General features: G+C 63.6%; 28 protein-coding genes and 1 pseudogene. 13 read left to right on the forward strand and 16 right to left on the reverse strand.

Going from position 1 to position 23,711, the window contains the following annotated elements; all coding sequences use genetic code 11:
• Positions 1 to 22: 22 nt before the first annotated feature.
• Both ABZU53_RS11065 and ABZU53_RS11070 read right to left on the reverse strand, forming a co-directional pair.
• Positions 23 to 1,345 (reverse strand): hypothetical protein, encoded by a 1,323-nt coding sequence (locus tag ABZU53_RS11065; protein ID WP_354860634.1) that lies wholly within the window; start codon positions 1,343 to 1,345, stop codon positions 23 to 25.
• A gap of 2 nt (positions 1,346 to 1,347) precedes the next feature.
• Positions 1,348 to 1,869 carry a SigE family RNA polymerase sigma factor gene (locus ABZU53_RS11070; protein WP_354860633.1) on the reverse strand — a complete coding sequence of 174 codons (522 nt, stop codon included), beginning with the start codon at positions 1,867 to 1,869 and terminating at the stop codon, positions 1,348 to 1,350.
• Between the two features lie 259 nt (positions 1,870 to 2,128).
• On the opposite strand from ABZU53_RS11070, the gene ssd reads away from it, so the two are divergent.
• The 5 genes and pseudogenes from ssd (at position 2,129) to ABZU53_RS11095 (ending at position 6,556) form a co-directional block, all read left to right on the forward strand.
• On the forward strand, positions 2,129 to 3,232 hold the full coding sequence (gene ssd / locus ABZU53_RS11075; RefSeq protein ID WP_355065384.1) for a septum site-determining protein Ssd: 1,104 nt from the start codon (positions 2,129 to 2,131) through the stop codon (positions 3,230 to 3,232).
• Positions 3,229 to 3,591 (forward strand): annotated as a pseudogene (locus ABZU53_RS11080) (pilus assembly protein CpaF); the annotation flags it as partial. The gene ssd and the pseudogene ABZU53_RS11080, both read left to right, overlap by 4 nt.
• Before the next feature lie 29 nt (positions 3,592 to 3,620).
• The gene (locus tag ABZU53_RS11085) at positions 3,621 to 5,234 is read left to right on the forward strand and encodes a recombinase family protein (RefSeq protein ID WP_355065386.1); all 1,614 of its coding nucleotides are present in this window, start codon (positions 3,621 to 3,623) and stop codon (positions 5,232 to 5,234) included.
• A gap of 63 nt (positions 5,235 to 5,297) precedes the next feature.
• Positions 5,298 to 5,699, forward strand: coding sequence for a RusA family crossover junction endodeoxyribonuclease (locus tag ABZU53_RS11090; RefSeq protein WP_355065388.1), 402 nt, complete (start codon positions 5,298 to 5,300; stop codon positions 5,697 to 5,699).
• On the forward strand, positions 5,696 to 6,556 hold the full coding sequence (locus ABZU53_RS11095) for a hypothetical protein (RefSeq protein ID WP_355065390.1): 861 nt from the start codon (positions 5,696 to 5,698) through the stop codon (positions 6,554 to 6,556). Before ABZU53_RS11090 ends, ABZU53_RS11095 begins: the two co-directional genes overlap by 4 nt.
• Before the next feature lie 230 nt (positions 6,557 to 6,786).
• Here the strand turns inward: ABZU53_RS11095 and ABZU53_RS11100 are convergent, their stop codons facing one another.
• From ABZU53_RS11100 to ABZU53_RS11140, 9 genes are all read right to left on the reverse strand, one after another.
• Complete coding sequence (locus ABZU53_RS11100; protein WP_355065392.1) at positions 6,787 to 8,187, reverse strand: site-specific integrase; 1,401 nt, start codon at positions 8,185 to 8,187, stop codon at positions 6,787 to 6,789.
• Position 8,188: 1 nt separating this feature from the next.
• Complete coding sequence (locus ABZU53_RS11105) at positions 8,189 to 8,560, reverse strand: helix-turn-helix domain-containing protein (RefSeq protein ID WP_355065394.1); 372 nt, start codon at positions 8,558 to 8,560, stop codon at positions 8,189 to 8,191.
• 14 nt (positions 8,561 to 8,574) lie between these two features.
• On the reverse strand, positions 8,575 to 9,228 hold the full coding sequence (locus ABZU53_RS11110) for an ImmA/IrrE family metallo-endopeptidase (RefSeq protein WP_355065396.1): 654 nt from the start codon (positions 9,226 to 9,228) through the stop codon (positions 8,575 to 8,577).
• 193 nt (positions 9,229 to 9,421) lie between these two features.
• On the reverse strand, positions 9,422 to 10,231 hold the full coding sequence (locus tag ABZU53_RS11115; protein WP_355065398.1) for a replication-relaxation family protein: 810 nt from the start codon (positions 10,229 to 10,231) through the stop codon (positions 9,422 to 9,424).
• 126 nt (positions 10,232 to 10,357) lie between these two features.
• Positions 10,358 to 12,697 (reverse strand): type IV secretion system DNA-binding domain-containing protein, encoded by a 2,340-nt coding sequence (locus tag ABZU53_RS11120; protein WP_355065400.1) that lies wholly within the window; start codon positions 12,695 to 12,697, stop codon positions 10,358 to 10,360.
• A gap of 291 nt (positions 12,698 to 12,988) precedes the next feature.
• Positions 12,989 to 13,735 (reverse strand): hypothetical protein, encoded by a 747-nt coding sequence (locus tag ABZU53_RS11125; protein WP_355065402.1) that lies wholly within the window; start codon positions 13,733 to 13,735, stop codon positions 12,989 to 12,991.
• Positions 13,736 to 13,801: 66 nt separating this feature from the next.
• Positions 13,802 to 13,936, reverse strand: coding sequence for a hypothetical protein (locus ABZU53_RS11130; RefSeq protein ID WP_355065404.1), 135 nt, complete (start codon positions 13,934 to 13,936; stop codon positions 13,802 to 13,804).
• A gap of 276 nt (positions 13,937 to 14,212) precedes the next feature.
• Entirely contained in the window at positions 14,213 to 14,422 is a 210-nt protein-coding gene (locus ABZU53_RS11135) for a hypothetical protein (protein ID WP_355065406.1), read from the reverse strand.
• The gene (locus ABZU53_RS11140) at positions 14,422 to 14,709 is read right to left on the reverse strand and encodes a hypothetical protein (protein ID WP_355065407.1); all 288 of its coding nucleotides are present in this window, start codon (positions 14,707 to 14,709) and stop codon (positions 14,422 to 14,424) included. The genes ABZU53_RS11135 and ABZU53_RS11140 overlap by 1 nt, the downstream gene beginning before the upstream one ends.
• Positions 14,710 to 14,832: 123 nt before the next feature.
• On the opposite strand from ABZU53_RS11140, the gene ABZU53_RS11145 reads away from it, so the two are divergent.
• A complete protein-coding gene (locus tag ABZU53_RS11145; protein ID WP_355065409.1) occupies positions 14,833 to 15,768 on the forward strand; it encodes a hypothetical protein in 936 nt (311 codons plus the stop codon).
• A 109-nt stretch (positions 15,769 to 15,877) separates the two neighbouring features.
• Here the strand turns inward: ABZU53_RS11145 and ABZU53_RS11150 are convergent, their stop codons facing one another.
• A complete protein-coding gene (locus ABZU53_RS11150) occupies positions 15,878 to 16,864 on the reverse strand; it encodes a hypothetical protein (RefSeq protein WP_355065411.1) in 987 nt (328 codons plus the stop codon).
• A gap of 30 nt (positions 16,865 to 16,894) precedes the next feature.
• Entirely contained in the window at positions 16,895 to 17,329 is a 435-nt protein-coding gene (locus ABZU53_RS11155) for a hypothetical protein (RefSeq protein WP_355065413.1), read from the reverse strand.
• Between the two features lie 48 nt (positions 17,330 to 17,377).
• Between ABZU53_RS11155 and ABZU53_RS11160 the strand changes: the two genes are divergently transcribed.
• The gene (locus ABZU53_RS11160; protein WP_355065415.1) at positions 17,378 to 17,650 is read left to right on the forward strand and encodes a hypothetical protein; all 273 of its coding nucleotides are present in this window, start codon (positions 17,378 to 17,380) and stop codon (positions 17,648 to 17,650) included.
• Between the two features lie 2 nt (positions 17,651 to 17,652).
• Here the strand turns inward: ABZU53_RS11160 and ABZU53_RS11165 are convergent, their stop codons facing one another.
• Positions 17,653 to 17,817, reverse strand: a complete 165-nt coding sequence (locus ABZU53_RS11165; protein WP_355065416.1) for a hypothetical protein — start codon at positions 17,815 to 17,817, stop codon at positions 17,653 to 17,655.
• Positions 17,818 to 18,485: 668 nt separating this feature from the next.
• On the opposite strand from ABZU53_RS11165, the gene ABZU53_RS11170 reads away from it, so the two are divergent.
• Positions 18,486 to 19,259, forward strand: a complete 774-nt coding sequence (locus tag ABZU53_RS11170) for an ATP cone domain-containing protein (protein ID WP_355065418.1) — start codon at positions 18,486 to 18,488, stop codon at positions 19,257 to 19,259.
• Positions 19,260 to 19,472: 213 nt separating this feature from the next.
• Here the strand turns inward: ABZU53_RS11170 and ABZU53_RS11175 are convergent, their stop codons facing one another.
• The gene (locus ABZU53_RS11175) at positions 19,473 to 19,652 is read right to left on the reverse strand and encodes a hypothetical protein (protein WP_355065420.1); all 180 of its coding nucleotides are present in this window, start codon (positions 19,650 to 19,652) and stop codon (positions 19,473 to 19,475) included.
• A 3-nt stretch (positions 19,653 to 19,655) separates the two neighbouring features.
• The gene (locus ABZU53_RS11180; protein WP_355065422.1) at positions 19,656 to 19,904 is read right to left on the reverse strand and encodes a hypothetical protein; all 249 of its coding nucleotides are present in this window, start codon (positions 19,902 to 19,904) and stop codon (positions 19,656 to 19,658) included.
• A 346-nt stretch (positions 19,905 to 20,250) separates the two neighbouring features.
• On the opposite strand from ABZU53_RS11180, the gene ABZU53_RS11185 reads away from it, so the two are divergent.
• The 5 genes from ABZU53_RS11185 (at position 20,251) to ABZU53_RS11205 (ending at position 23,645) form a co-directional block, all read left to right on the forward strand.
• On the forward strand, positions 20,251 to 20,580 hold the full coding sequence (locus tag ABZU53_RS11185) for a hypothetical protein (RefSeq protein ID WP_355065424.1): 330 nt from the start codon (positions 20,251 to 20,253) through the stop codon (positions 20,578 to 20,580).
• Complete coding sequence (locus ABZU53_RS11190) at positions 20,561 to 21,079, forward strand: DUF6879 family protein (RefSeq protein ID WP_355065426.1); 519 nt, start codon at positions 20,561 to 20,563, stop codon at positions 21,077 to 21,079. The genes ABZU53_RS11185 and ABZU53_RS11190 overlap by 20 nt, the downstream gene beginning before the upstream one ends.
• 10 nt (positions 21,080 to 21,089) lie before the next feature.
• Entirely contained in the window at positions 21,090 to 21,923 is an 834-nt protein-coding gene (locus ABZU53_RS11195) for a helix-turn-helix transcriptional regulator (RefSeq protein WP_355065428.1), read from the forward strand.
• Between the two features lie 352 nt (positions 21,924 to 22,275).
• Complete coding sequence (locus ABZU53_RS11200) at positions 22,276 to 23,151, forward strand: ParA family protein (RefSeq protein ID WP_355065429.1); 876 nt, start codon at positions 22,276 to 22,278, stop codon at positions 23,149 to 23,151.
• Complete coding sequence (locus tag ABZU53_RS11205; protein WP_355065431.1) at positions 23,148 to 23,645, forward strand: hypothetical protein; 498 nt, start codon at positions 23,148 to 23,150, stop codon at positions 23,643 to 23,645. Before ABZU53_RS11200 ends, ABZU53_RS11205 begins: the two co-directional genes overlap by 4 nt.
• Positions 23,646 to 23,711 lie beyond the last annotated feature (66 nt).

Below are 23,711 nucleotides of genomic sequence, written 5' to 3' on the forward strand. Positions count from 1 at the left end.
ACGTGTGTCCGCATCTCGCAAGTCAGGACGTGAGAGACACCGTGCTTACGGTGCCGCCGGTGGCGGTTACGCGTACCTCGGTGGCGGTGGGCGGCAGCAGCGCCGCGTCACGGCCGGCGTCGTGCCACTGGCCGGCGTCGCTCCGATAACTCAGCGCTGAGCCCTCGGCGGCAACGAGGATGCCCTGGTCGTCCGGCAGGCGCAGCCGGACCGGCAACGGCGCCGTCCAGTCGGCGAACGCGCTGGCCACGGCTTCGAGAGGAGCATCACCGCGTGCGAGCAGCGCAATGACGCGAGCGGGGTCGCTGTCGTACTGGATGCTCTGCAGGAGTAACCGTCGACCGTCGGCCGTCGCCCCGTAGACGTACAGCTCAGGGGCGTCTCCCGGGGCATGGAGGCCGGCAACATCGTCCCATGCGGCGAGAGCTTCGGGCCCGGCGCTGACCTCGTAAACGGACCGGTCGCCTTCGTATCGGGGATCACTGGGGTCGCCGCCCCACACCTGTTCGGCACCCGGCAGGGTTCGTTTGATTCGCTGTACGTCCCGGCGACCGCTTTCATTGGAAAAGAGGACGTCTGCGGCACCGAGGATCTGCACGGTGTTCCGTTCGCTCACGGGCGTGAAGGAGAGAGCGACGGTGACTTTCGTCTTCTGCGGGGGTATCCGCAGGATCGCCGCGCCGTCCTCGAATTTCACCGGCTGGTAGGTGCGGCTGATCCTGCCGTCCGGCGTGTACCGCAGTTCGGGCGAGAACTCCATCGGCTGCCCGCTGTCGAGGACGAGGAGCACGTCGCGCTCCGCCCCGAGCAATGCGGCCTGCGTACTACGCTGCCGTGGGTCGTCGGTGAGGGCTTCGATCGCCCTGACCTGTGGACCACCCCCGGTTGGCTCGACGAACGCCGCCCATCCGATGTGGTTGTCCCCCGCGCCCTCGTTCCGATCGGTCGTGCTGGCGTAAGCGACGTAGGCAGCAGGGCCGGCCGGCGTCCTTCCCGCCCACACGACGTGTGGGTCACCCGGCATCTGCGTATCGCCCGAGCGTTCCAGTTGCCGCCGCCATGCCGCACGGACCTGACGCAGGTACGCGTCGTCACCAGCCAGGTCGCCCTTGGTCGGTTCGTTGAACATCGGCGAGGTCACCTCGGGCGTGTCGCGCCAGACCGGGACCGTGAGCGCACCCCCCAGGGGGACAGCCACGACGGCGGCGCAGACGGCAGTCAGCGCGACCCGGAAGCGCCGGACTCGCCGCCGGCCGCCACGGCGCACATTTTCCAACAGGTCGGGTCGACCACTGAGGTGGCTGGTTGCCCGGTGCAGGACCTCCCGCACGTCGTTGTCACTCATGTTCACCGCGAACTCTCCCTTTCGATGGTGGACATGACGAGACCTGGCCCGGCAAGCGCCGTCCGCAGGCGAGCCAATCCGCGCGAGGTATGGCTCTTCACTGTTCCCTCGGAACAGCCCAGAGCTGCGGCAACGTCGGCGGTTGGGAGATCTTCCAGGTATCGGAGCACGACGGCCGCGCGTTGCCGAGCCGGTAGGTCGCGCAGTGCCGCGACGACCGCCCGGCGAAGCGCGATGTCGTCCGCGTGGTCCCGCGTGACAACGTCGTGGTCGTCCAAGGTCTGCTCGGGTCGCCGCCTACGTCTTCGCCACCGGTTGATCGATCGGTTGATCAGTGCACGTCGTGCGTAGGCCTCCGGACTGGCCTGCACGCGACGCCAGCGCACGTACATCTGCTCCAGAACCTCCTGCAGCAGATCCTCTGCGGCATGCCGATCGCCCGTCAGCAGGTAGGCGACACGCAACAGCGCACCCGAGCGTGTACGGACGAACTCGTCGAACTCCGCGCCCCGCGAATCTCGCATCTGACCTCCGGTCTCGTCATCAAGCAGGACACCGCGACACGTCCGCTGGTTTACCGGTGCGCGTCAGTTCGCGCGCGCGATGGGCCGATCCTGCTGGCGCAACAGTGACCTCGGCCCGCGCGCCTAGCAGATCAACTCTCTCCCCGGGCGTTGTCCACAGCACCCAAAGTTGTCCACAGGTGGCGTGCTCGGGCCGGTGCCCGGGGCCGATCGCGAGCAGGGTCAGCGGTGCATCTGATCCCGAGCGCTGGAGGCCGCGATGGCACCCCGTACCTCCGTTCCGCCGATCCGACGGCTCCCGCTGGTCGTCACAGGCGACGGCGACCTGCTCGACGACCTGCTCCGGCTCGCCGCCGCCGGCGGCACCGAGGTGGAGCTCGCCGCCGACCCGGCCGCGGCCCGCACCCGCTGGGGTCCCGCGCCGCTGGTGCTGCTCGGCGCCGACCAGGCGCAGGCGTGCCTGCGCGCCCGACTGCCGAAGCGGCCGCGGCTGGTGCTGGTCGGCTGGGCCAGCCAACTCGACCCCGGCTGGCAGATCGCCGAGCTGATCGGCGCCGAGCACGTCGCCGCACTGCCCGCCGCCGAGCCCTGGCTGGTGGATCGCCTGGCCGAGCAGGGCCCCGACCAGCCGGACGGCCCGGGTGCCCGGGTCGTCGCGTTGTTCGGCGGCCGGGGCGGTGCCGGGGCGAGCGTGCTCGCGGGCGGGCTCGCCGTGACCGCGGCGCGGGCCCGGCTGCGCACCCTGCTCATCGACGCCGACCCGCTCGGTGGTGGCCTCGACCTCGTGCTGGGCTGGGAGCAGCTGGAAGGGCTGCGCTGGCCGTCGCTCACGGACGCGGACGGGCGGGTGGACGCGCCCGCGCTGGTCCACGCGCTGCCCAGCCGGGGCGACCTGGTGGTGCTCTCCTGGGATCGCGGCGAGATGCTGGCACTGCCCGCCGCCGCGATGGCGGCGACCGTCGACGCCGCGCACCGTGGCCGGGACTTCGTGGTGATCGACCTGCCCCGACAGTTGGACGACGCCGCCGTGGTCGCGTTGCAGGCAGCCGACCAGGCGTTCGTCGTCGTGCCGGCGGAGCTGCGTGCCACCGCGGCAGCCGCCCGGGTGGTGGCCGCGGCCGCCCCACACTGCGCCGCGCTCTCGGTGGTGGTGCGCGGGCCCGCCCCGGGCCGCCTGCGCGCCACCGAGGTGGCACGGGCACTCGGGCTTCCGCTCGCGGGCACGCTGCGCCCCGAACCCGGGCTCTGCCGGGGTCTCGAACGCGGCGAGGCGCCGGCGGCGGCCGGCAAGGGCCCGCTCGCCACTCTCTGCCGGCGGATCGTCGCGGACCTCACCGGCGTCCCCGCGACGGGTGCGGCATGAGCGGCCGGCCGGAGGACGCCACCTTCGCGGCCAGGGTGCGGCAGCGGATCGCCGCCGCCACCGACCCGGTCACTCCGGCGACGATCGTGTCTGCCGTACGCGCCGAGCCCACCGCGGCGGTGTTGGGCGACACCGCCGTACTGCGGATCGCCGACCGGGTGCACGACGACCTCGTCGGCGCCGGGCCATTGGCCCCGCTGCTGGCCGATCCGGAGGTGACCGACGTCCTGGTGAACGGTGTTCGCGTCTGGGTCGACCGGGGCGCGGGGCTGCACCAGGTGGCGGTCCCGGTGGGCTCGGTCGAGGACGTCCGCCGCCTGGCGCAGCGACTGATCGCCAGCGCCGGGCGGCGGCTCGATCACAAGATGCATGGATGTATGTTCGATGCATGGACGTGCAGCTGATCGAGCGAGCTCACTGGGGTGACCTGGCGGGCATGCACTTCGCCGGCCTGGTCCGGCTGTCGTTTGAGGTCAGCCCTCGGCTTGACCAAGGGCAGGGCTCCACGAACGGCTTCATGACGGGGCGTGACATCAGGGGACGCGGCGAGCAGATGAAGGACTGCCGGTCGTACGTGGAACAGCGCAGCGGCCTGTACGTCTATACCTACGAGGAGCCAGATACCAGTGCCTACAAGCGCAAGCGGATGACGCTTCCGGATGGGCGCACGGTGTACCGGGTGGTCCGACCGGTGTTCGAGGGGGCGCTCGAAGATCTCAAGCGGGGTCTATCCCCGGATGGCCAGCGACTGGATGGGCTCATCGTCTACGACATTGACCGGCTGACCAGGGATAACAGGCATCTGGAGGACTGCATCGAGGTCGTCCAGCACTTTGGGCGCCCGATCATCGACATCACGGGCACACTCGACTTGCTGACCGACAACGGCCGAACCGTTGCCCGGATCGTGGTGGCCACGTATAACAAGCAGTCGGCGGACACTGCGCGGCGTGTGAAGCGCAAGCACCACGCGCTTCAGCAGGCAGGCATCCCGGTGGGTGGCCGACGTCCGTTTGGCTGGCAGGACGACAAGCGGACCCTGGTACCTGACGAGGCGGACGTCATCCGGGCCGGAGCCCGCCGGTTGCTTGAGGGAGCACCGATCAATGCGGTGGTGGCCGAGTGGAACGCGGCGGGGGTCCGGACAGCCAGTGGCCGACCCTGGATCCGCAGCACCTTGAAGGTTGTCTTCCGTAACCCTCGCCTCTGTGGCTACCGCTCCCGGAAGGTGCATGGCTACAACGAAGAGTTCGGTAAGACCTATTTCAACGTCGAGATCGTCCGCAATGCGGCTGGTGAGCCGGTCATTGGACAGTGGGAGTCGATCCTGACAGTTGCTGAGTGGGAGGCGGTCACTGCAGTCATCGGAAAGAGCGAGCGCCACGGTCTTGACCTCAACAGCCGGAAGTACCTGCTCAGCGGCATCCTGCGTTGTGGTCGTCCTACCTGCGGTTCCTGGATGCGTGCCACCAAGACGACCAGGCGCCGGACGGCGCCGCCCGGCCACTTCAGCTACACCTGCCCGGCTAAGGCGGTTGGTGGTTGCGGTGGCACGGCCATCCTCGGCCAGCAGACGGACGAGCACGTCGTTGCGGCAGTCATCGCCAAGTACGAGCTGGAGGCCCAGCGACGTGAGGCGGTATCGGCACCCGTTCCCTGGCCGCGGGAGCAGGAGTTCGGCCAATTGCGGCAGGACATTCAAGAGTTGACTGCGGCGTGGCGTGGCCGCAAGATCTCTGCCGCTCGGTACTTCGCGCTGCTCCCGGAGCTCGAAACCGAGGAGCAGACGCTGAGTCGCGAGCGGGAGGACTGGCTGGCCCGGCAGTACCCGGACGTTGGCCAACCACTGTCGCTCCGGTCTGACTGGGCAAATTTGACCTTGGCCGAGCAACGGTCGTACATCAAGCGGGTCCTGACCTGCGTCGTTGTGCTCCCTGCGGGCGGTGGGGTCCGCGGAAGGTGGAACCCGAACCGTCTGCAGCCGGTTTGGCGTGCGGAATAGGGCGTGGCGCAGTGCTGGAGCCCTCGCCCTGCCCACATAGGATCGTCTCGTGCCCCCCCTGCCGTGGGACTTCGTGGTGCTTGGCGTACCGGTATCGGTACAGGCCAGGCCAGGCCAAGGAGTCGTGCCCGGTGGAAGGCGGATGTGAGCGCCGCAGCCCTTGCATCCTGGCCAGCCGGGGGCCAGCCTCTTCAAGGCAAGCTCCAGATCCACGTGACGTGCTACCACGACAGCGCCCCGCCGCTAGACGTGGACAACATGCTCAAGCCGATCCAGGACGCCCTCATCGGCATCGTGTACGTCGACGACGGGCAACTTGTGGACTGCCATGGGCATCTCCGCGACGTCAATGCTCAGTACGGAGTGAGGGGTATGACACCCGCGCAGGCGCACGGGTTTGTCTCCAACGGCCCCTTCGTGCACATTAGGATCGAATCGCCCCCCGTCCCAGGGAGGCTGCCATGAATCCTGAGCGCAGAATGAACCTCTTCCACAGTCATCTGCAGCGAATTGTCGCCGAGTTGCAGGCAGACGGCTGGGTCGTGACGATAGATGGTCGAGGCTTGCTAGGCGCATTGACTGCCGATTTCGTTGCGCGGCGCGGCGACGAGACACTTATCGGTGAACTTGCATCACGTGACACCGCAGAACGTGATTCGCTTGAACAGTTGGCACGACTTGCTGAAAGCATTCCGAATGCTCGACTGCAGGTCTACTGGCTCGGTGACGCTATAGAAGATCTGCCTCCGCCTGCCAATGTCGAGAGGATAATTGTTGAGGCGCAGCGCGTCTTGGCTATTTCTGCGTCGGCGAGTCTATTAATGGCTTGGGCCGGTTTTGAGGCAGCAGTCTCGCACCTTTCATCAGGTCTGAAGCTGCAAGAACTACAGACTGGTGCATCGCCATGGCATGCTTTGACCAACTTGTACAGCCTCGGCCATTTTGATGAGACCGACTTCAAGAGACTTAGCGAGCTAAGGCGTGTACGGAACGACATTGCTCATCGGGGTAGTCCAGTTAGCCCTTCGGCCGAAGACATCTTGTTTGTGCTTGATGTCGCGCGACGAATGTTGGCTGGGCAGTACGTCTCCGTGGATGACATGGTTGATTGGTTCCTTGATCGATACGAAGATCCGGTGAACCAACTACCGTACGACGGGGCAGAGGGTGGCTATCAGTATCAAGGCGATGGGCCTTACGATGCGGACGATGTGCTTCGGGAGGCGTTCCCGCAGTCTTCGGAGCAGGCGCTCGACGAGGCAGCCCACTTGCTAAACGGTATCTCCACTGAATGGATTTTAAAGCGCGACGAACAGTCATAGCGTGCCTAAAATTTTACGTTGCATCGCTATCGGGGTGAGGCTCAGGCCTTGCTGACGGTTCGGTGATCCTTTGATCACTGTCGTGAGTGCCCGGCTCGTCGCCCCTTGTGGTGGTCCTCGTCCGCAGAATAGCGCATACCTGAAGCCAGAGAGCTTCACTCCATAGTGGCGCGTTTGCGGCTTGGTGCTTGCCCCAGGCGGAGGCTGATTGGAAAGGCTCTTTGGCCAACTCATCGATTCTCCCCTACTGGCGGCTCGATTTTGACGGCAACGCTGACGGCAACGAGGCCTAGCAGCCACTGCTTCAAGCGACCTTCAACGTAGCTCCTAACAGAAGTCAAACGCCCAGCCTCGAAGGGCAACTTTGGAGCTCCAAAACCGGGTGTCGCAGGTTCGAGTCCTGTCTCTCCTGCCAGAGAAGCAATGAAAAATAAAGGTATCGGAAAGTAGGTTTGACGGCAGTAATTGACGGCAACGGCAGATTTGGGTTCGCGTAAGAAGATTCGCTCGACTCCCTCCAATGCCTCACGCCTACTTTCCAGGCTGTCATGTTGGTAGATTTCCTGTGTCACTGCGATGCTGGAATGACCAAGAATGAGTTGCGCATCCCGCGCTGGTACTCCTAAATCCTTCAGGAGTGTCGCCGTAGTATGTCGCAGATCATGTAACCGAATTACCCGGATACCGTGCTGTTCGCAAATCCTCCGGAAGGACCGCCGTAGGTTCCTGGGCTCGATCGGCAGGCCGCTTCGCGTGCTGCTGACCAACTGCTGCTCCGGGTCACCACCCAACCAACCGTCCCCGGCCGCATCTTTGCAGGCCTGTTGATGCAGCCGCTGGGCAACCAGCAAGCTGTGGGTCATATCCAGCAGGGGCAAATCCCGTCGCCCTGCCTTGGTCTTCAGCGGCCCACGACGCAGCTCGCCAGCGACGCGTTGTAGCTGCTGGCGGATGCGTAACACCTTGTCGGCCTGGTCGACGTCGCACCAGCGCAAACCAAGCACCTCGCCGCGCCGCAAGCCGTACAGCAGCAGCAGGTTGAAGGCCAGGCACAAAGGATCGTCCCGAGCGGCTTCCATGAAGCGCCGTGCCTCATCGTTGGTCCACGGCCGAATATCCGGACGCTCCCACTTCGCCAGCTCAACCAGTCGCGCGACGTTGCGGACGAGTAGCTCCTCACGGCAAGCGCGAGTTAGGGCAGCGCTGAGCACCTCGCGGATGATCTGCACGTTCCGAAGTGAGCGACCGGCCGCCAGTTGTTGGTTGAGGAAGGTCTGCACCATCGGTACCGAGAGGCGGCTCAGCGGCTGCGTACCGAGTCCGGGCTTGAGGTACAGCCGGACGACCAGCTCGTAGCGCTCGTAGGTAGTCGGCCGCCGGCTGCTCTGAACTACCTCAGCCAGCCAGTAGTCCAGCCAGTCGCCGAGCTGCCAGTTCCGATCCGGCATCGGGATGCCCTGGTGGGCGCGGAGCTTCGCTTCATTGAGTTTGGCGTGGACTTCTTCTCGAGTCCGGCCGTAGATCCGTGCACGCTTCCGGAGGCCCTTGGTGGTCACGAAGTAGGCCGCTGCCTCGTACCGGCCGTCCTTCCGGCGGTAGATCGAGCCTTCGCCGTTGGCGTTGCGGCCCACGTTAGGCGCCCCCCTGCACGCGGAGCTTCTCGATGAGGCCTGTCACGGCGTCGACTGGCACGCGCCGGCTGCGACCGATGCGGATGGTCGCGAGCTGCTGGGTCCGGATCAGCTGGTAGAGCGCCCATCTGCTGACACGGAGTGCAGCACAGGCTTCGGGGACCGTCAGCAGGAGTTGCTGGGCCGGACTGGCGGCGTGGAGGTGGTCTCTGCCGCTGGCCGGATCACTTCCAACGAATCCGAGCGAGCGGAAGTACAGGACGCTGCCGCAGCGGCCTGTCTGGGGGCGTCGCTTTGCGTCCCAGGTCTGGGGACGACCTCCCCGCGGGCGTCGGGACGGCCGGGGTGCTGGGATTTCGATTTGGTATTGCATACTTTCCTCCTCTCTTAAACACGGGTAAATCGTGACGCGCCTGCCTCTCGGAAGAAGTAGCTCGTGGGTTTGTCCTTGTCAGGGTCGACCAGGCCGAGGCTGGACAGTCGTATCTGCATGGCGTCTTCGGAGACGCCGAACTGGCTGGCAAGCTCGCTGAGTCCCTGGATACCGAGGTGCCAGGCTTTGCTGACGAGCCGGTTGGGCATCAGCAAGTGGGCCGAGAAGTGATCGCAGATGCCTTCGATGCGACGGCTACGCAACTCGTCGTTTCCATAACCTATTTGGGCGTACGCGGTATCGACTGCGGGGCAATCGATGACGTGCTTGATCTCGTGGGCCAGCGTGTAGCGGCGGTGCGTGAAGCTGGTGTTCTTGTTCACGGCTACCAGGTAGGTCAACTGCTGGTTCCAGCGGGTGAGGCCGCTGGCCGGGCGCCCTGCGAGCCGCTCGATCTCGTGTGCAGGTAGTACCTGGAGCGTCAAGTTGGGTACGTGCTCCACCCAGTCAAAGGGCATCTTGGCAGTCCGTACGCCGAGCAATTCGCGCAGGCGGATGGCCTGCTGCTCGGCGACGGTCAGAGCTTGCCCATAGGTCAATGGCCCTTTGGGCATGCAGGCACGCAGTTGCAATAAAAGCTTGCTGGGAACGGTGAGTCGTGTTGTCATACTTCGTGTCTCCTTTTAACTTCTTTGCATATGCCCTTTCCCCGCGAGAGCGTGCACCGTGACGACCTCTGGGGTTGCGAACTTGCGCCCTGCGTTCACGGCGGACCGAGTTGTTACCTCCATAGTTATATTCTAAGGAAAAGAAGTAGAATGGTGATCGATTGGGTGTAGTGGAATCTGCAACGTTCGACTTTCACTCCTGAAGGATCAGCGCGAGTTCCTCGGGCGCCCGCTCATGGCGTACGACCATGAACAGCTGATTGGCCGGCGGTGGGAGAGCGCGCAACAGTGCGGCGACGTCAGCCCGCCGTCGGTCATCCGGCACGGTCAGCAGGACGCGCGGCACGTCAGAGTCGTCAGGACCCCGGCCACCGCGGTCCACCAGGTCAAGGTAGGTCGCGAGCTTCCGGCGTAGCGTCGGCAGGCTCTCCGTTGCTCGGTCGACCTCCACCGCGTAGGCGTCTTGCACGTCGCCGAACCGAACGACTACGTACGCGTCCGGCTTGATCCACCCACCCAGGCCATCCGACCACCAGGACGCCGGTTCGGCGCGGTAGTCGGCGAGGGCAAGACGCCCTGCCTCCGTCAGCTCGGTCAGCGCGACGAACAATTCGCTGATCGCCAGACTGTGACTGAGGAAGCGCTCGGTCGGTGTCTGCGGTTGCCGGACTCGTGGGGCGTGGACTCGATCTTCGGCGAAGAGGTAGCCCAGTCGCTGTCCGGCCGCCGTCAGCGCGAAGATCAATCCGGCAGAACCTGCGCGCACACCCCCAATTCGTCGTTCGAGGGTCGTCAGCACCTGTAGGTTGACCAGTCGGGCAAGCACGCGACGTCGGCTGCGGTCGCGGTGTGTGGGGTCAAGGTTGGTGAAGTGCAGGCGCGTGAGCTGTGCCCCAGTCAGAACTCGTACCCGTGCCACGTCTCGCAGGATGGCCCTGTCCCGCTCGCTCAGGCTCTCGGCCAGCCGCTCCACCGCCGCCCAGGTCATTCGGTGCTCACGCATGACCGCCTCCTCCGTCTGCGGTCATATTTCGATGGCACTGCGCACCCGAAGGAGCCTCTTGGCCTGCGGTGGAGGTCATTGCTGCTCGACGCGATCGGTCGAGCGAGCGGACGACCGATCGGGCGGTCATGAGCCCTCTCCTGGCGCTGCCGAGTCCCGTCGAGTACGGCCGAAGGGCGTGGTGGTGCCACGCTCGACGGCTCGACTTGAGGTATCGCTCGTAGCTGGCGGGCGGGCGCGAGATCGTAGGGCATCCTCGACGGCGGCCCGAGCGGAGCCGTAACGGTGCCGACTGGTTCGAGCAAGGCTCTGACCGTCCCGTGTCGCTGGCGGCAAGGGCACGGTGCGTCCGGTCAAGGGAGCAAGCCGCTCGCCGTTGACGCATGGCCGAACCGCCATCTCGAAGGCCGGCAGATTCATGAGATCGTCGGCATGAAGTCGAGGCTCGAAGGATTTGGCGAGCGTGGCCGCATCGTCTCGCAGGCACTGAAAGACGATCTGGCTGCGCACGGTGCCAAGCAGCGCAGCTTTGACCTGCTTGTTATCGATCTGCCCCAGGTGCTGATGTGCGAGCGTGAAGCCGACTCCAAGGCCGCGGGCCTGGGCCAGCATGTCGGCCAGGTCGACGGGCAGCTTGAGTACGTCCTGCGCCTCATCGATGTAGACGAAGACGGGGTGTCGCGCGGCGGCGGGCAGCCGGACGCGAGCCAGCGCCGCCTGCCAGACCGTCGCAAGCAGCAACGTGCCGAGTAGGCCAGAGGTCTCGGCGCCGAGTGTGCCTTTGCTGAGTGGCACGAGTAGCACCTTTCGGTCGGCCAGCACCTGCGAGAGGTCCAGGCCGTTACTTTGGCCGAGCATCAGGCGGATTGGCGTGCGCAGTACCGCCGCTCGGAGCTTGTTGAGGATCGGGCCGATGGTCTTCAGGCGATCGGCCGGCTTCATCGCCTGGTACCACTGCCAGAAGGATTCGAGCCCGGCCGGCACCCCGGGCTGCGCGATGACAGACCGCCGTAGGGCGTTATCGGTCAACAGGTTGATCGTCTCGACGAGTGTGAAGGCTGACCCGTTAGCAGCGCGAGTGTTGATCAGCGTGAGAAGCGCGCCGCGAAGGATGTCCTCCGTCCGGGGGCCCCAAAAATCCTTGTACAGCTCGTGCCAGATGTGGATGACGTGGTCAACGACGAGTTCGCGGCTGTGTTCGTCGTGAGCAGCTTGCAGGACGTTAAGCCCGACTGACGGTTCGGCAGCCGGATCGAGCACGATCACGTCCTGAGCCCGATGCTCGGGCACCCGGTCCAGGATGTCAGTGCATAGATCGCCCTTGGGATCCAGCACGATCACCCCGTGGCCGGCGGCGATGTCCTGGACCACCATGTTGGCGAGCAAGGTCGACTTACCGACCCCGGTCGGGCCCACGGCATGAAGGTGCTGCAATCGATCGATCGGTGCGAGGCGTAGCGGTTGGTGCATGCTCGGGTAGTTGGTATGCCCGATCTGCACTCCATGCTTGGGCATGCCGGGTGGTGGTGGCAGTTGACGAGCAACACCAAGCGACAGACCGGGCAGTGCGACGTCGCCGACCGGCAGCGGTAGAAGCGCTGCGGCTTCGCGGCTGTTGATCAGTAAGGGCCAGTTCAATGCCGGGACGGTCAGCTGGCGAAGGCGAGCCCCGGCCCAGGCCGACCATAGCCACCATCTCCGGGTGAGTTGGACGCCGCTGGCGTTGAGCGTGTGGTGGGGACCCCAGGCCCGGCTGAACAGGGGAAAGGCCGCCGCCTTCGATGATGCTTCGACACCCACCCGCAGGGTGGCGTGGAGCAACAGGCCGTCTGTCTGCTTCAGACGGGCAGCCCGGATCGCTTCCCCGTCGGTTAGGTCGTCGGGTGCGAGCCAAGCTGGCAGATCACTCCGGTTGCGCCCCGTAGCGGACGCGATAGGCGCCAACGTGCCAGCGCTGGTGAAGATCCACTGGATGATGATGGCCTGTCCGACCCCAACTGGCTGCAGTGCCGCGAGCAGCGCACGGGTGGCTGCCGCAGCGCGCTCGTGGGCCAGTGGCCGGCGATGGGTTGTGAGCATGGCCTCGGCTGCAACCCTGCAGTGCGGCCGGCGGTCGAAGTAGTCGGACCGCGGTGTCATCCGCACACCTGGCAGGGCAGCTTGGAGGCCACCGAGAAACTTGTCCTTTGTGCGCTTCGGCAGTAGCAGGAAGTGCGCGATGCCTCGGGGACTACCTATCACTTCAAGCGCGATCGGCGGCAACGGTACGAGCGACAGTCGCGGGCGGTGCGTGGCAGCTGCGACTGAGTCGAGCCAGGCTGCAATGTCATCGACCTGGAGGCCGACGGGAAGATGCAGTTCCGTGGCGACGAGCGACCGACGCCAGCCGCGTCCATCCGTGTACCGGGCAGCCACGATGATCCCCGGTATGGCCAGTCCGGCGAGTGTTAGCAGCAGAAGCGTCATACGGCGGCACCGGCGCGTTGCGCAGGTTGGCCTGGAATCAGGTGTTGGTGGTGAAGGTTCATAGACCTCCCTTTCCTTCGTTAGGTTGCATCGGCCAAGGGGTGGCCTGGCGAGACTCCGATCGCCTCGCCAGGCCGACTCCCGTCACATAGGCCCCTATTTGTCCTTATGCCGAGGTTGAGCGGCGTCGTCAAGCCGTAGAAAAAACAACGGCAGCGCTAACGGCGGTGGGGATCACTGCTTCTGTCCGCCCCGGGTCCAGGCGGGCTCAAAGGTCCGACGCTCGCGGCGTCAGCGCTCGTCGGCTCGATGCGGGCGTAGGCTGAAGCGCCACGGATCGGTGAACGCCAAGGGCAGCAGCACGGCCTTCTGATCGGGGAAGCGCTGTCCGCCGTGCAGCCAGATGAAGGCCGCGTTCTGCCCGCGGGTCTCGCTGGTCAGTGCCAGGCGGGCTAGCGGCGTGTACATGCGGCTGTGTTTCACCCAGGCCGCTTCCTCGCCGTGACGGTCAAAGCCCCGCCCGATGCTGGCGTGCCCGAAGAAGTCGTGCACCGCGCGGAACTGGTCGTTCTCCTCGTCACTCAGGAAGGGGTGACTCACCCCGCTGCCAGCGGTGGCAAGGATGCGCAGGCGGCGGTGGGTCTCTAGGTCCTCGATCATGGCGGGAGCGTCTGCATAGGGGTCGCTGCTGGAGCGCTCGACGCGGATACCCGCCCCGCCGTCAGCCACCGGGCGCGTTAAGAAGGCGAACTGCTCGGCGGTCTCCTGACGGAACGCGCGGTAGGCCGCCAACGCCGAGTCGTCAGCGCGAGGCGCGGCAGCCCACAGCGCAGCGATACGTTGGCCTCGCTCTGGACAGGCCACGATCCGGTGGTAGTCCACCGTCGGCGTAGGCAGGAAGCCGTAGCTGGCCATGTAGAGGTTGGCGCCAGCGTGGGCGACAGCTGCCGGACGCAACGACGGGCTCGGAATGCCATCCGGCTGGTGGACGCAGTAGGCGCCGCAGACGATGCTGGGCTTTTGCTGAGCTTCGTACAAGACATCTTGACTCCTCAGTCAGGTATGGCGATCGGTGCGAAGCCTCCCCAGGCGCACCGGCACGGATCAGTTGCCGGTGCGCTTCCGGCGGCGTTGCTCGGCGTGCAGCTCGCGGCGCAAGGCCTCAAGCGCTGCTTCGCGGAGACGCTGGGCGACTGCGGCCCACTTGCCGACCAGGCGGCGACGTCCCTTTCTGGGCATGGGGTATCCACATCTCCTTGCGTGATTGGTGCGGCGATTCGGGGCCGCGAATGTTCCGAGGGAGGCGCTCCGGGCTGCGTTCAGGTGATCAGGAGCGTTACGAGCGCCGTCGGAAGACGAACCAAAAGATGGCAGCGAGCAGGACCAGGACAACGAGCGTCGGCACCAGTGGCTCAAGCAACTCGGCGGCGACTCGTGAGGCCAAGGCGACCACCAGCACGAGTACCAGCGCTTGAAGGAGCTTCTGGCCCCACGATCCAGGCGAGGGTGAGTGGCTCACCGCGCTGAGCCGCTACTGGTAGCCCGCCTGATTTGCCACTCCGCCTGCCGGACCTGGCCGCGGATGTCGGCGCTGGCGGCGTGCAGCTGTTCGGCGCAGTCATGGCTGGGCAGCAGGTCGGCTCGGAGTTCGTCCTTCAGCCACTGGTACAGCCGACCGAGGACGAAGCCGCAGCACAGCGTGAACAGCGGGATGAGGACGTCCATCAGCCGATCTCGCTAGTGAAGCGGCCGACACGGCGAGCGAGGCCGACGACCGTCATGTTGACGATGGCGGCGACGGCATCGGCGGCATCAGGGTTGCTGTGTTCGACCTGGTTCTGCAGACGCTTGAGGTACTCGACCTCCGAGATGGCGTATTCGGAGACGGCAGAGATGGCTCGCATCGTGGCCTGCTCCAGCCGGGTCTCAGAAGTGACCTGCCGCAGCGCCCGCACGTCGCGCCAGCTGACGGCCTGACTGCTGGCACGCCGAACGAGTTCGTGACCGGACATGTTGTCTCACGCTCCCTGTCTTCACCGCTGCCTTGCTGACAGCGGGCTACGTAGAGACGACCATCGGTCCACCCCTGTAGCGTGGTTTGGGAACGGATTGGGAAAGTCGATCATGGGAGTCGCATGAACGACCGTCAGCCGGACCTCGTCGCCGATCTGATGTACCTGCGCAAGGACGCGGGATGCACCCGGGAGCGATTCGCAAACGCAGGCGCCGTCATAGACGTGGTCGGCGGTCGGGGGTTGCCCTTAGAGACGGCCTTCGAGCGCTTCCGCTCGGCCGTGTACTCGCTGAAGGACATCCCGCAGGGACCGGCGCTCTGGGCGGCCTACAACCTGACTGGCGAGGCCAGCGGCGACCTGGGCGACCGGCGCGTGGTCTACGGCAAGTCGATCGGCCGGAAGTTGGACGCCGTGCGGGATTGGGAGAGCCGGGCGATCGATGTCTTGGCGCTGCGACTCACCTCGCGGTTCTACGCGGGAGCGCCCACCCCAGCCGACTTCCCCGTGCCGCACGGCGGCTTCCTGATACGTGACCTTGAGGTTGTCTGCATCATCAAGGATCGCCGGTTTGTGGAGTCGCGCCAGCGGCGAGCCGTCATATCGTTGGTCGAGGGAGAGGCCACCTTCGACTACGGAACGTACAGTTCGACCGAACTTTCCGATGTCGTCGGCGCCGAACTAGAGTTTTCACGCCGGCTGCCGGGCGGCACGATCCACCGCTTGAAGCTTCAGGACCCGGCGGCTATCGGTGAGCTGCACCAGTTCAGCTTCCGGGAGCGAGTGCCCGAGGGGGAGGAGGATCACCAGACGGCCCCTGGCATCGACTTCAGCGGGCAGACGTTCGAGAGCCCGACGCTTGCATACCGGGTCGGGGTACAGTTCATCGGCGAGCAGCCGGAGATTGTCTGGGGATACGACAAGCTGAGCCGGATTGCTCGGCCCGGGGAGCCGGACGGCGGGATTCTGATACCTGTCGAGGACGGCAAAGTGTCGGCTGAGTTCTTCCAGTGTTACGGTGGCCTAGCATCCGGAGTCGCATGGCGTTGGTGCGGCTGAAAGTCCGTAACCTTACCCTCAGTACAACAAATGATGCCCCGCCCTCAGGCGGGCGAGGCATTCTACTAGGGTGTATTAGTGCTCATCAGTCGGCGGAGCTAATGGATAGCTAGGCTGCCTCAGCAATTTTTGCGAGCTCCCCGGCGATGGCCTCTGATATGGGAAGCGCCAGATCTTCCTCTAGCCAGCCATACTGCCCGTTCGGGTTGCATTCCAGGAATACAACTTCGCCGCCGGGCTGCTCAATCAGATCGAAGGCCCCAAAGCCTATGCCCATCTCTTGCAGGTATTGGATGCATAGCTCTCCGACTCCCTCGGGAAGCTCTTCTGCCTTGAACTGGACAGCGAGAGATTCCTGGTGGATTCTCCAGTCGTCTTTCGCAGAGCTTTCCGTATAGATCGCAGCGGGAAAGACCTGCTGGCCCACTACCGTGACTCTCCATTCGCGGGCCTTCGGGATGTATGGCTGGTATAGGCCAGGAAATGGCGAAGTGTACGCCGACAGCTCGGTCGCCTTTTGCTGATTAAGGATAGTCGTCGGCATTGCCTTGATTTGATTTTCATCGCTGATTACGCCCCGCATCATCTTTACAATCATCAGGGACTGCTGACTGGGGAGCAGAGTGGATATCAGCGACTCCCAGTCGCTACCTACCATCGTTTGGGGAACTGAGAAACCGACCTGACGTGCTACGAGCAATTGCTGTAGCTTCCTGTCTGCATGGGCTATATTCCCTGGTGCGCTAAGCCAAATATCTCCCGGGTACAAGGAAGGCCAGATGGTGTCATGTAGGGCTCTGACCTCGTTGTTCATGTAAAGTTGTTTGGCTAGCTGAGAGTCCGCGTCGGCAAGGCTGAAGCTGCCGACCTTCCTGTACCACGCGGCGCTCACATCTTCTGATGCGATTGAGACGCCATTGTAAGTAATCGAAGGCGTCTCTCCACTCAGGTCGACCTGTAGCTTGTCCTCGCCCGAAAGCAGGCGATCGGTCTTGTATACCACTACCGGATAACCTTGGCGCTCGAGCAACTTGCTCACAGGGCTGTAAGCGTGCTCGTCGAAGCTGGCAGAAGCTATCAAGATGGGCTTTTTCATTGCGCCGGGAATCCTCTCAATGGGGGCAGGCTATTCGAGTGATCCGTGGGCAAATTCACGGTATTCCTGCTCCGTGGGATACCGTTGATCACTCTCTTCGGTATAGGGCCGCAATGGGGGCCTGTCTGGTACGCCGTCCGTGAGGTCAATTGGATGCTGTGACCTGCCAAGCCCATATACCGCTCGGTGGTCGTTCATGCGCTTGAAGTCCTCAACGGGCGGCAAGAAGAACTTGCCGTCCTCGCCAAGCATCCACTGTGTGCCGAAGATCTGCCTCTTTCCGTCAAGTATCCGAAACCTATCGGTCAGAGATGGAATTGCTTCGTTGTAAACACTCTTCGGGTCGGCTCTGTAGCACTCCTCAAATGCCTGTAAGATCCTCCGCATGGCATCCATCTTGGCGTGAAGAGCGAGAACCGATAGGGCTTGAGCCCCATCCGCGCCGATATTCGCTACTGTTGGCACTCCGATCTCATTCAGTATGGCTAGGCCCCTTTCGACGCGGTCGTGACTGTGTCGAACGAACTGCTGCCGGATATGCTGCGCGTCAGTATCGTTCCGCGAATGGCGGTACGCTCTCGAGCAAGCCCTAACCTCGCGCTGATCTTCCTTCAGCAGTTCGAGCAGTTCTTTTCTATGGTGAGGGTGCCTATATTCAGTTGTCATATTCTGTTGGGTTATGCGTATTTAATTGTAGGCAAAGTCATAGGTATTGTAAATAGGGTGGTGGGCAAACGAGAGCACGCCTATGTGCTGCACATGGCTGCAGCACATAGGCGTGCCTGAGGTCACTGGTCGTCGGCGTCGCCCGCAGAAACGGTCGACTGGTTGGAGCGGGAAGGCCCAACCCCGCGAGCAGCGTCGGCGAGGGCCTCCAAAACGCTGATCCGCCTGGTCTCGCCACCCGCAGTGCTGTTGTCTCCCTCTGCCAGAGGCAGCTGCTGGTCGTTCATCTCTTCACCTCCTTCAGGTATTAGGCGATCGTCATTTGGTCTTGCTCGGTTCATCCTGCCGGAATCCCACAACTTCCGAAGCCTGCATATGGGGCACTTTCTCGAGACGGCTTGGTGAACTACCTACTGGCCCGCATCTATGGGACTCTGAAGTCGGTGACTTCTGACCAGGCCTACATCTAGTGGGAGCGGTTCGTTGACGGTCCCTGATGGACTCGCCGTGAGTCATCGTCGTGGGAGGAGACAGCAGGGGAGCCGACCGACCGTCGTTGTATCGCCGAGGTCTTCCGAGCCCGTGACGGTAAGAAGTGGCGCGTGCAGGGGCGCGGCCCGCGTCGCCCCACTGTCCGTTACGGCGACCCAACCCGCACTATCGCGAACGGGTCGCACCGGTTCGGAGCCCGTCGAAACCTTCGCACCCGGTGAGAAAGCCTCGTTCGTCTTGCTGCCATGATTCCCGAAGTTCTCACGTAGCTATGACCTTTATATGGCCCACTTTGAAAGCTGGCCCGGCGGCCTCGCCAGGCGGCTAGATGTGGCCGATCGGGCAGGCGCCCGGGTTCAAATCCTCATGTATGGCAAGCCGGATGGTCGATTCAACGCACGAGAACGGAACGTGTAGCCTCCGTCACATGACGTGTCCTCGTTGCGCTAGGGACGACAGCAAGGTGCTGGACAGCCGGCGGTGTCAGGGAGAGATCGTCCGGAGGCGAGCCTGTCAGGCCTGCGGTCACCGCTTCACGACGGCCGAGCGGATCACTGCCGAGTACATGCAGGTGAGGAAGCGCGATGGCAGCGTGGAGGCCTTTTCCCGCGCGAAGTTGTCGCGAGGAATCATGAAGGCTGCGGGAGGTCGCAAGGTTTCGCCGGCCGACCTCAAGACCTACGTCGATCGGGTTGTTCAGGTTCTCAAGCCCGATGCTCCTAACGTGCCGGTACTAAGCAGTGACATTGGGGATCTTGTACTGCAGTACCTGCAGAAGGATGCACATACGGAAGTTTTGCGTGTCCGCTACGCCATGGTCTTGCGGGGCCGAGCTGGTGCTAGTGGTGCCATTCGATCTACTAAGGAATTCCTTGCATGGCTCGCGGAAGAGTATGGTGACCAGCAAGTCTCAGTAACCGGCAGCGCATCGGTGGTTCTGAAGCGTGATGGCAAACGCGAAGCATTCCAGCCGGAGAAACTTGCCAGAAGTATTGGGATTGCCTCAAAGGGGCGCGGCACCGACGAGCAAGTGCGGCACATTGCCGAGCAGATTGCTTCGAGCGTTCGAGATAGCCTTCGCGGGCAAGTTCTTGTCTCGACCGGTCAGATAGCGGCTGAATCCTTAAAGGCCTTGCTGCAGTGGGATGCTCTGGCCTATTTGCGATATGCCTCGGTCGTGAAACGTTACGAATCAGTCGCCGACTTTTGGGCGGAAGCCTCGGGATTGCCGGACTGACCTCAGACCTGCACGCCAGCTGGCCCGGGTTATCACATGCCCAACGCCCCCGCCCGTACCAGCTGCACCCAAGCGTGACGGTAATCCGCGCACCGCGACACCTTGCAGATAAGGCAGATTCCGCTGATGGGGCTGTTGGTGTGCTGTTCCAGCATCTTCCAGTAGTACGTCACCAGCTCAAGTGACAGCTCCTGGGGCTCGTCAACAGACGGATCAGACACGGGGCTTTGCCGCCCCGCTGGTGGAAATCCGATGGGAGCTGGCGTCGGGGCAGGTCAAGCGCTGCCCGCACTCCCGGCACCACATCAGCGACCGCTTGAACGTAAGCATCCCTGCCAGCCATCCGACGAAGGCGATCGCGAGCAGGCCGGGCAGCGCCACATAGGCAGACATCGTTTACCTTCTCCCTGGTCGTAGCGCAGCAGTCCGCAGCCCTGCCCGCTGGACAAAAATCTCCCGTTTCTCGATCGCCTCGCCAGTCGGCTTGAGCGAGTAGCCGTGCAGCCAGAGCCAGCCGTCGTAGGTCGGCCGCGGGTCAACCCGGATCACCCGGAAGACCAGCTCATTGATGGAGAACTGGACGCTCGCCTGCCCGTCGATGACAAGGACATCGCCGGGCTTCGGGTCCTGTGGCGTCCGATTCATGGCGTGCTGCCTCCGAGCGAAGATCTGCGCCTGAACTGGTAGGAGGCGATGCCTTGCCGGGTGCACCGCCTCCCACCAGCCCTCCCGAAAGCGGCTCCAGGAGGGCACCGCGGCGGGTGAAGTGGGCGCATCCCGGCTGGTGGGCCTGAGTCTGCGTCCGGCGGGGACTCCCGCCCCGGGTGCTTCTTCCGAAGCTAGGTGTAATCGGGCGGTTGACTCTACGAAGTTGCTCGGGTTTGCTTAGAACAGCGCCTATCGCGCTCGCTCGATATGGCCAGAGTCCCTAGTAGGGCTTGTGATCGCCGGCCGGGCAAACCTAAGCAAACAACCAACAGGAGGAGGACGGATGGAACTACGATTTCTTGGCAAGGAGACACAGGGCGGTGGTTCACCGACCCTGTTCGCAACAGACCGCGACACCTACGTGGTGCAGGGCTGGAGGGTTCCGGACGAGGAGGCCAGCGTGGAGATTCCACAGCGGCTGCTCCAGTACCTGGAGCCGGAGACACGACTGGCCGTGCCCCTTCGTGACACCGGCCGGGGCAGCTACATACTGTCCGGGGCTGTCGTGGTCGACGCCGAAGCGCTGGCCCAGATGGACATCCCTGGTCACGAGACGTGCGTAGAGGTCGGCAGGTCACCGGAAGGGGACGCACATGAGGCTGTTCACGGGTGACGCCTTCGATGATCTGTTCCGGACGTTCTCTCGGACTGCCTTCCACCTGGAAGTCCAGGACACCTACGAGACGCCTGAGGAGAGCGAACCCCTCAAGCTGTTTCTAGAGGGCAAGCCGGATGACTTCGGCTGGCACCAGTCGTGGCTGCAACTGGTAGAGGAGGCCACCAGCGTTGGCCGCAGTGTTACCCGCGCCCGGGTGGTGACTGTTCCCCACGTTGACTACACGCGCTGGGGCTTGACGGTCGCAGAGCTGAACATCGCCGCCGGCGAAGACATCCGCTGGCTGCCGCGCCACCACGCCGAGGGCATCGACCTGCCGCCAGATGACTTCTGGCTGTTCGACGATGAGCGGGTGGTGTTTACGGTCTTCGAGCCCAGCGGACAGTTCGTTGGGGGAGCGGAGACGACTGACCGGCACATAGTCGAGCGCTGCCGCAGCGTCCACCAACAGGTTTGGCAGCGGGCGGTGCCACACGCGGCCTACGTCGCCACCTGAGCAGCTCCCTTTGTCAGCATCGGTTCACCAAGCCCGTGAGTCACTCGGACATCGGCTCCGTGACTTGCGGCAGGACGCTGGGCTAAGCGGCAGACAGCTCGCACTGCTCGCCGGTTGGCCCAGCTCCAAGGTTTCCAAGATTGAATACGGCAAGCAGACGCCGACCGAGGACGATCTCCGCGCATGGGGCCAACATTGCCGTGTCCCCGACCAGGTACCCGACCTCATCGCCACCGTGCGGAACATCGAGGCGATGTACGTGGAGTGGCGCCGGATGCTCCGCACCGGCACCAAGCGGCGACAGGAAACCTCGCGCACCATCGAAAGCGAAACCCGGCTCTTCCGGTGGTACGAGCCGGTGTTGGTGCCTGGCATCCTGCATACGGCTGAGTACGCCGCCGCGGTGATGGCTCGGGTGATCGAGTTCTACCAGATCCCCGACGACCTGGAGGCAGGCGTCGCGGTGCGGATGCAGCGGCAACAGATCCTGTATCACGGCATTCATCGTTTCCACTTCGTCCTGGCTGAGCAGGCGCTACGGACGATGGTTGGCGACACCAGCGTGATGATCGGGCAGCTCGATCGGCTGCTAACAGTGCTGTCCCTGCCTCGGGTGCGGCTCGGCATCTTGCCCGCCACGCACCAGTATCGGGTGCCCAGCAACCAGTTCATCCTGTTCGATGACCGCCTGGTGCACGTCGAGGCCATCACCGCCGAGCTGGCCGTGACCCAGCCTCGCGAGATTGCCTTGTACGCCAAGGCGTTCCAGGGCCTCGCGGATGCTGCTCTGCACGGGAAGCAGGCACACGACATGGTGAGCGAGGCGTTGGGCAGGCTTAGGTAGCGGGCGTCGGTAACCCGTCGCTCGGCGTCGAAGGAAGCCTCCCTGTGGTGCCTTGAGCCTGTTGTTGGAGTTTGTCCGCGGTCGATCGACGCTGTGGCTGTGTGCCTTGCGCAGATCGCGTGAATCGTGTACACATTGAATTCGTGAACGTTGTACACAGGGAGTGGCCATGCCAGCTGACGAACTGCTGGGTCTAACCGAGGTTGCTCAGCTCGCGGGGGTCGCTCGGAACGTGGTGTCCAACTGGAGGACGCGTGACCCAAGGTTTCCGCGTCCCACTGTGGACTTGGCATCCGGCCCTGTCTTCAGGTCGGAACAGATCATGCGCTATCTGGCAAGAAGGAGGAGTTCGTTGACCTATGTAATCAGCATGATCAACCTCAAGGGTGGGGTTGGAAAGACAACCACCACTGTCGCACTGGCAGAGATCCTCGCTGGTGATCTCGGAAAACGTGTCCTAGTTATCGATCTGGATCCGCAGACGAACGCTACGACTATGCTTCTTGGCGAGAAGGCGTGGGCGACGGCTAACGCCCAGGGCTTCACCTTGGCCACCCTGTTCAAGGACTCGCTACGACCCGATGGCGATCCGCCAAAGTTCAATCTAAAGAGTACGCTCCACCAAGGAGTTTCCCCGGTTAAGGCAGTGAAGAAGCTGGACCTGCTTCCCAGTAGCTTGGATTTGATCGATGTTCAAGATCGGTTGGCTGCTGTTCCCGCCGGCAACTACTACACCGATCGCCCTGTCGATCTGCTGCATAAGGCTACCCGAAAGATCGTTCCCGACTACGATTACGTGCTGATCGATTGCCCGCCAAACCTCGGAATCATCACCCTGAACGGGCTGAGGATGTCGCAGGGTTATGTGATTCCAACCAAGCCTGACGTTCTAAGCACCTATGGCATTCCCCAAATCATGACCAGAGTGAAGGGATTCGCGGAAGGTCTGGCCGATGAGGAAATCGTTCCCCTGGGTACGGTGATTAATATGTATCGAACGAACACTACAGTGCATGACACGACCCTTCGTGCCCTGCGCTCGGATGTCAAGTCTGGGAAGGTGCCGCCTCTGTTTGCTTCCAAGATCCCGCAGGGTGACGCGGTTGCCGGAGCGGCGGAGTTTGCCGCAGCCTCGACGTTGCGGCAGCGCTGGGGATATCAAGGTCATTTCGATCAGCTCAAGGCGCTCGCCATCGAGTTTGACGAGCGTGCACAGGCGCAGCTGTGAGCCAGATTTCAGAAGAAGAGCAAGCCTACGTCGGAGATCTCGCGCAGACTCAGCGTGCGCTCGAGATGCTCGCAACGAGTCAACCTGACCTGGCTGCCGTTCTCGCCGATGTCCTAGTGGTTGTAGCCGCAGAAGCAACGAGAAATCCACGGTTCGCGAAGAAGCTGACAGGGGCACTGTTTGGGGCGGCGAATCGAAAGCCTGCAGCCAAAGGTGCTTCTGACCGGCGAGCGCGGCGTGAACCTGGCCCGTGGGATCCTTTTACCGTCTATGCCGAGCAAGGCGAACAGGGTTTGCGGGAACGGCTGGCAAGCCTAGAGCTGGAACAGCTGCGCAACATTGTTGCTGAGCATGGCATGGACTCCGATCGGTTGGCCATGAAATGGCGTGACTCAGGCCGAGTAATCAATCGGATCGTGGAGCGGGTGGTGGATCGCGCAGCGAAAGGCGAAGGCTTCCGTGGTCAGCCAACAGCCTACAGTTCGAGCGATTAAGAAATACTGCCACTCGCATCGTTAGCTCGAATGATGGGTAAATGTTCGCGTCTACTCTTTGTTAAA

It is taken from the genome of Micromonospora sp. NPDC005194, assembly GCF_040608335.1.
Classification (GTDB): Bacteria; Actinomycetota; Actinomycetes; order Mycobacteriales; family Micromonosporaceae; genus Micromonospora.

Bases quoted from the DNA above. Each gene is read 5' to 3' on its own strand.
- ABZU53_RS11065 (WP_354860634.1), bottom strand. From the start codon at position 1,345: ATGAGTGACAACGACGTGCGGGAGGTCCTGCACCGGGCAACCAGCCAC.
- ABZU53_RS11070 (WP_354860633.1), bottom strand. From the start codon at position 1,869: ATGCGAGATTCGCGGGGCGCGGAGTTCGACGAGTTCGTCCGTACACGC.
- ssd (WP_355065384.1), top strand. From the start codon at position 2,129: ATGGCACCCCGTACCTCCGTTCCGCCGATCCGACGGCTCCCGCTGGTC.
- ABZU53_RS11085 (WP_355065386.1), top strand. From the start codon at position 3,621: ATGGACGTGCAGCTGATCGAGCGAGCTCACTGGGGTGACCTGGCGGGC.
- ABZU53_RS11095 (WP_355065390.1), top strand. From the start codon at position 5,696: ATGAATCCTGAGCGCAGAATGAACCTCTTCCACAGTCATCTGCAGCGA.
- ABZU53_RS11105 (WP_355065394.1), bottom strand. From the start codon at position 8,560: ATGCAATACCAAATCGAAATCCCAGCACCCCGGCCGTCCCGACGCCCG.
- ABZU53_RS11110 (WP_355065396.1), bottom strand. From the start codon at position 9,228: ATGACAACACGACTCACCGTTCCCAGCAAGCTTTTATTGCAACTGCGT.
- ABZU53_RS11115 (WP_355065398.1), bottom strand. From the start codon at position 10,231: ATGCGTGAGCACCGAATGACCTGGGCGGCGGTGGAGCGGCTGGCCGAG.
- ABZU53_RS11120 (WP_355065400.1), bottom strand. From the start codon at position 12,697: ATGACGCTTCTGCTGCTAACACTCGCCGGACTGGCCATACCGGGGATC.
- ABZU53_RS11130 (WP_355065404.1), bottom strand. From the start codon at position 13,936: ATGCCCAGAAAGGGACGTCGCCGCCTGGTCGGCAAGTGGGCCGCAGTC.
- ABZU53_RS11135 (WP_355065406.1), bottom strand. From the start codon at position 14,422: ATGGACGTCCTCATCCCGCTGTTCACGCTGTGCTGCGGCTTCGTCCTC.
- ABZU53_RS11140 (WP_355065407.1), bottom strand. From the start codon at position 14,709: ATGTCCGGTCACGAACTCGTTCGGCGTGCCAGCAGTCAGGCCGTCAGC.
- ABZU53_RS11145 (WP_355065409.1), top strand. From the start codon at position 14,833: ATGAACGACCGTCAGCCGGACCTCGTCGCCGATCTGATGTACCTGCGC.
- ABZU53_RS11150 (WP_355065411.1), bottom strand. From the start codon at position 16,864: ATGAAAAAGCCCATCTTGATAGCTTCTGCCAGCTTCGACGAGCACGCT.
- ABZU53_RS11165 (WP_355065416.1), bottom strand. From the start codon at position 17,817: ATGAACGACCAGCAGCTGCCTCTGGCAGAGGGAGACAACAGCACTGCG.
- ABZU53_RS11175 (WP_355065420.1), bottom strand. From the start codon at position 19,652: ATGTCTGCCTATGTGGCGCTGCCCGGCCTGCTCGCGATCGCCTTCGTC.
- ABZU53_RS11180 (WP_355065422.1), bottom strand. From the start codon at position 19,904: ATGAATCGGACGCCACAGGACCCGAAGCCCGGCGATGTCCTTGTCATC.
- ABZU53_RS11185 (WP_355065424.1), top strand. From the start codon at position 20,251: ATGGAACTACGATTTCTTGGCAAGGAGACACAGGGCGGTGGTTCACCG.
- ABZU53_RS11190 (WP_355065426.1), top strand. From the start codon at position 20,561: ATGAGGCTGTTCACGGGTGACGCCTTCGATGATCTGTTCCGGACGTTC.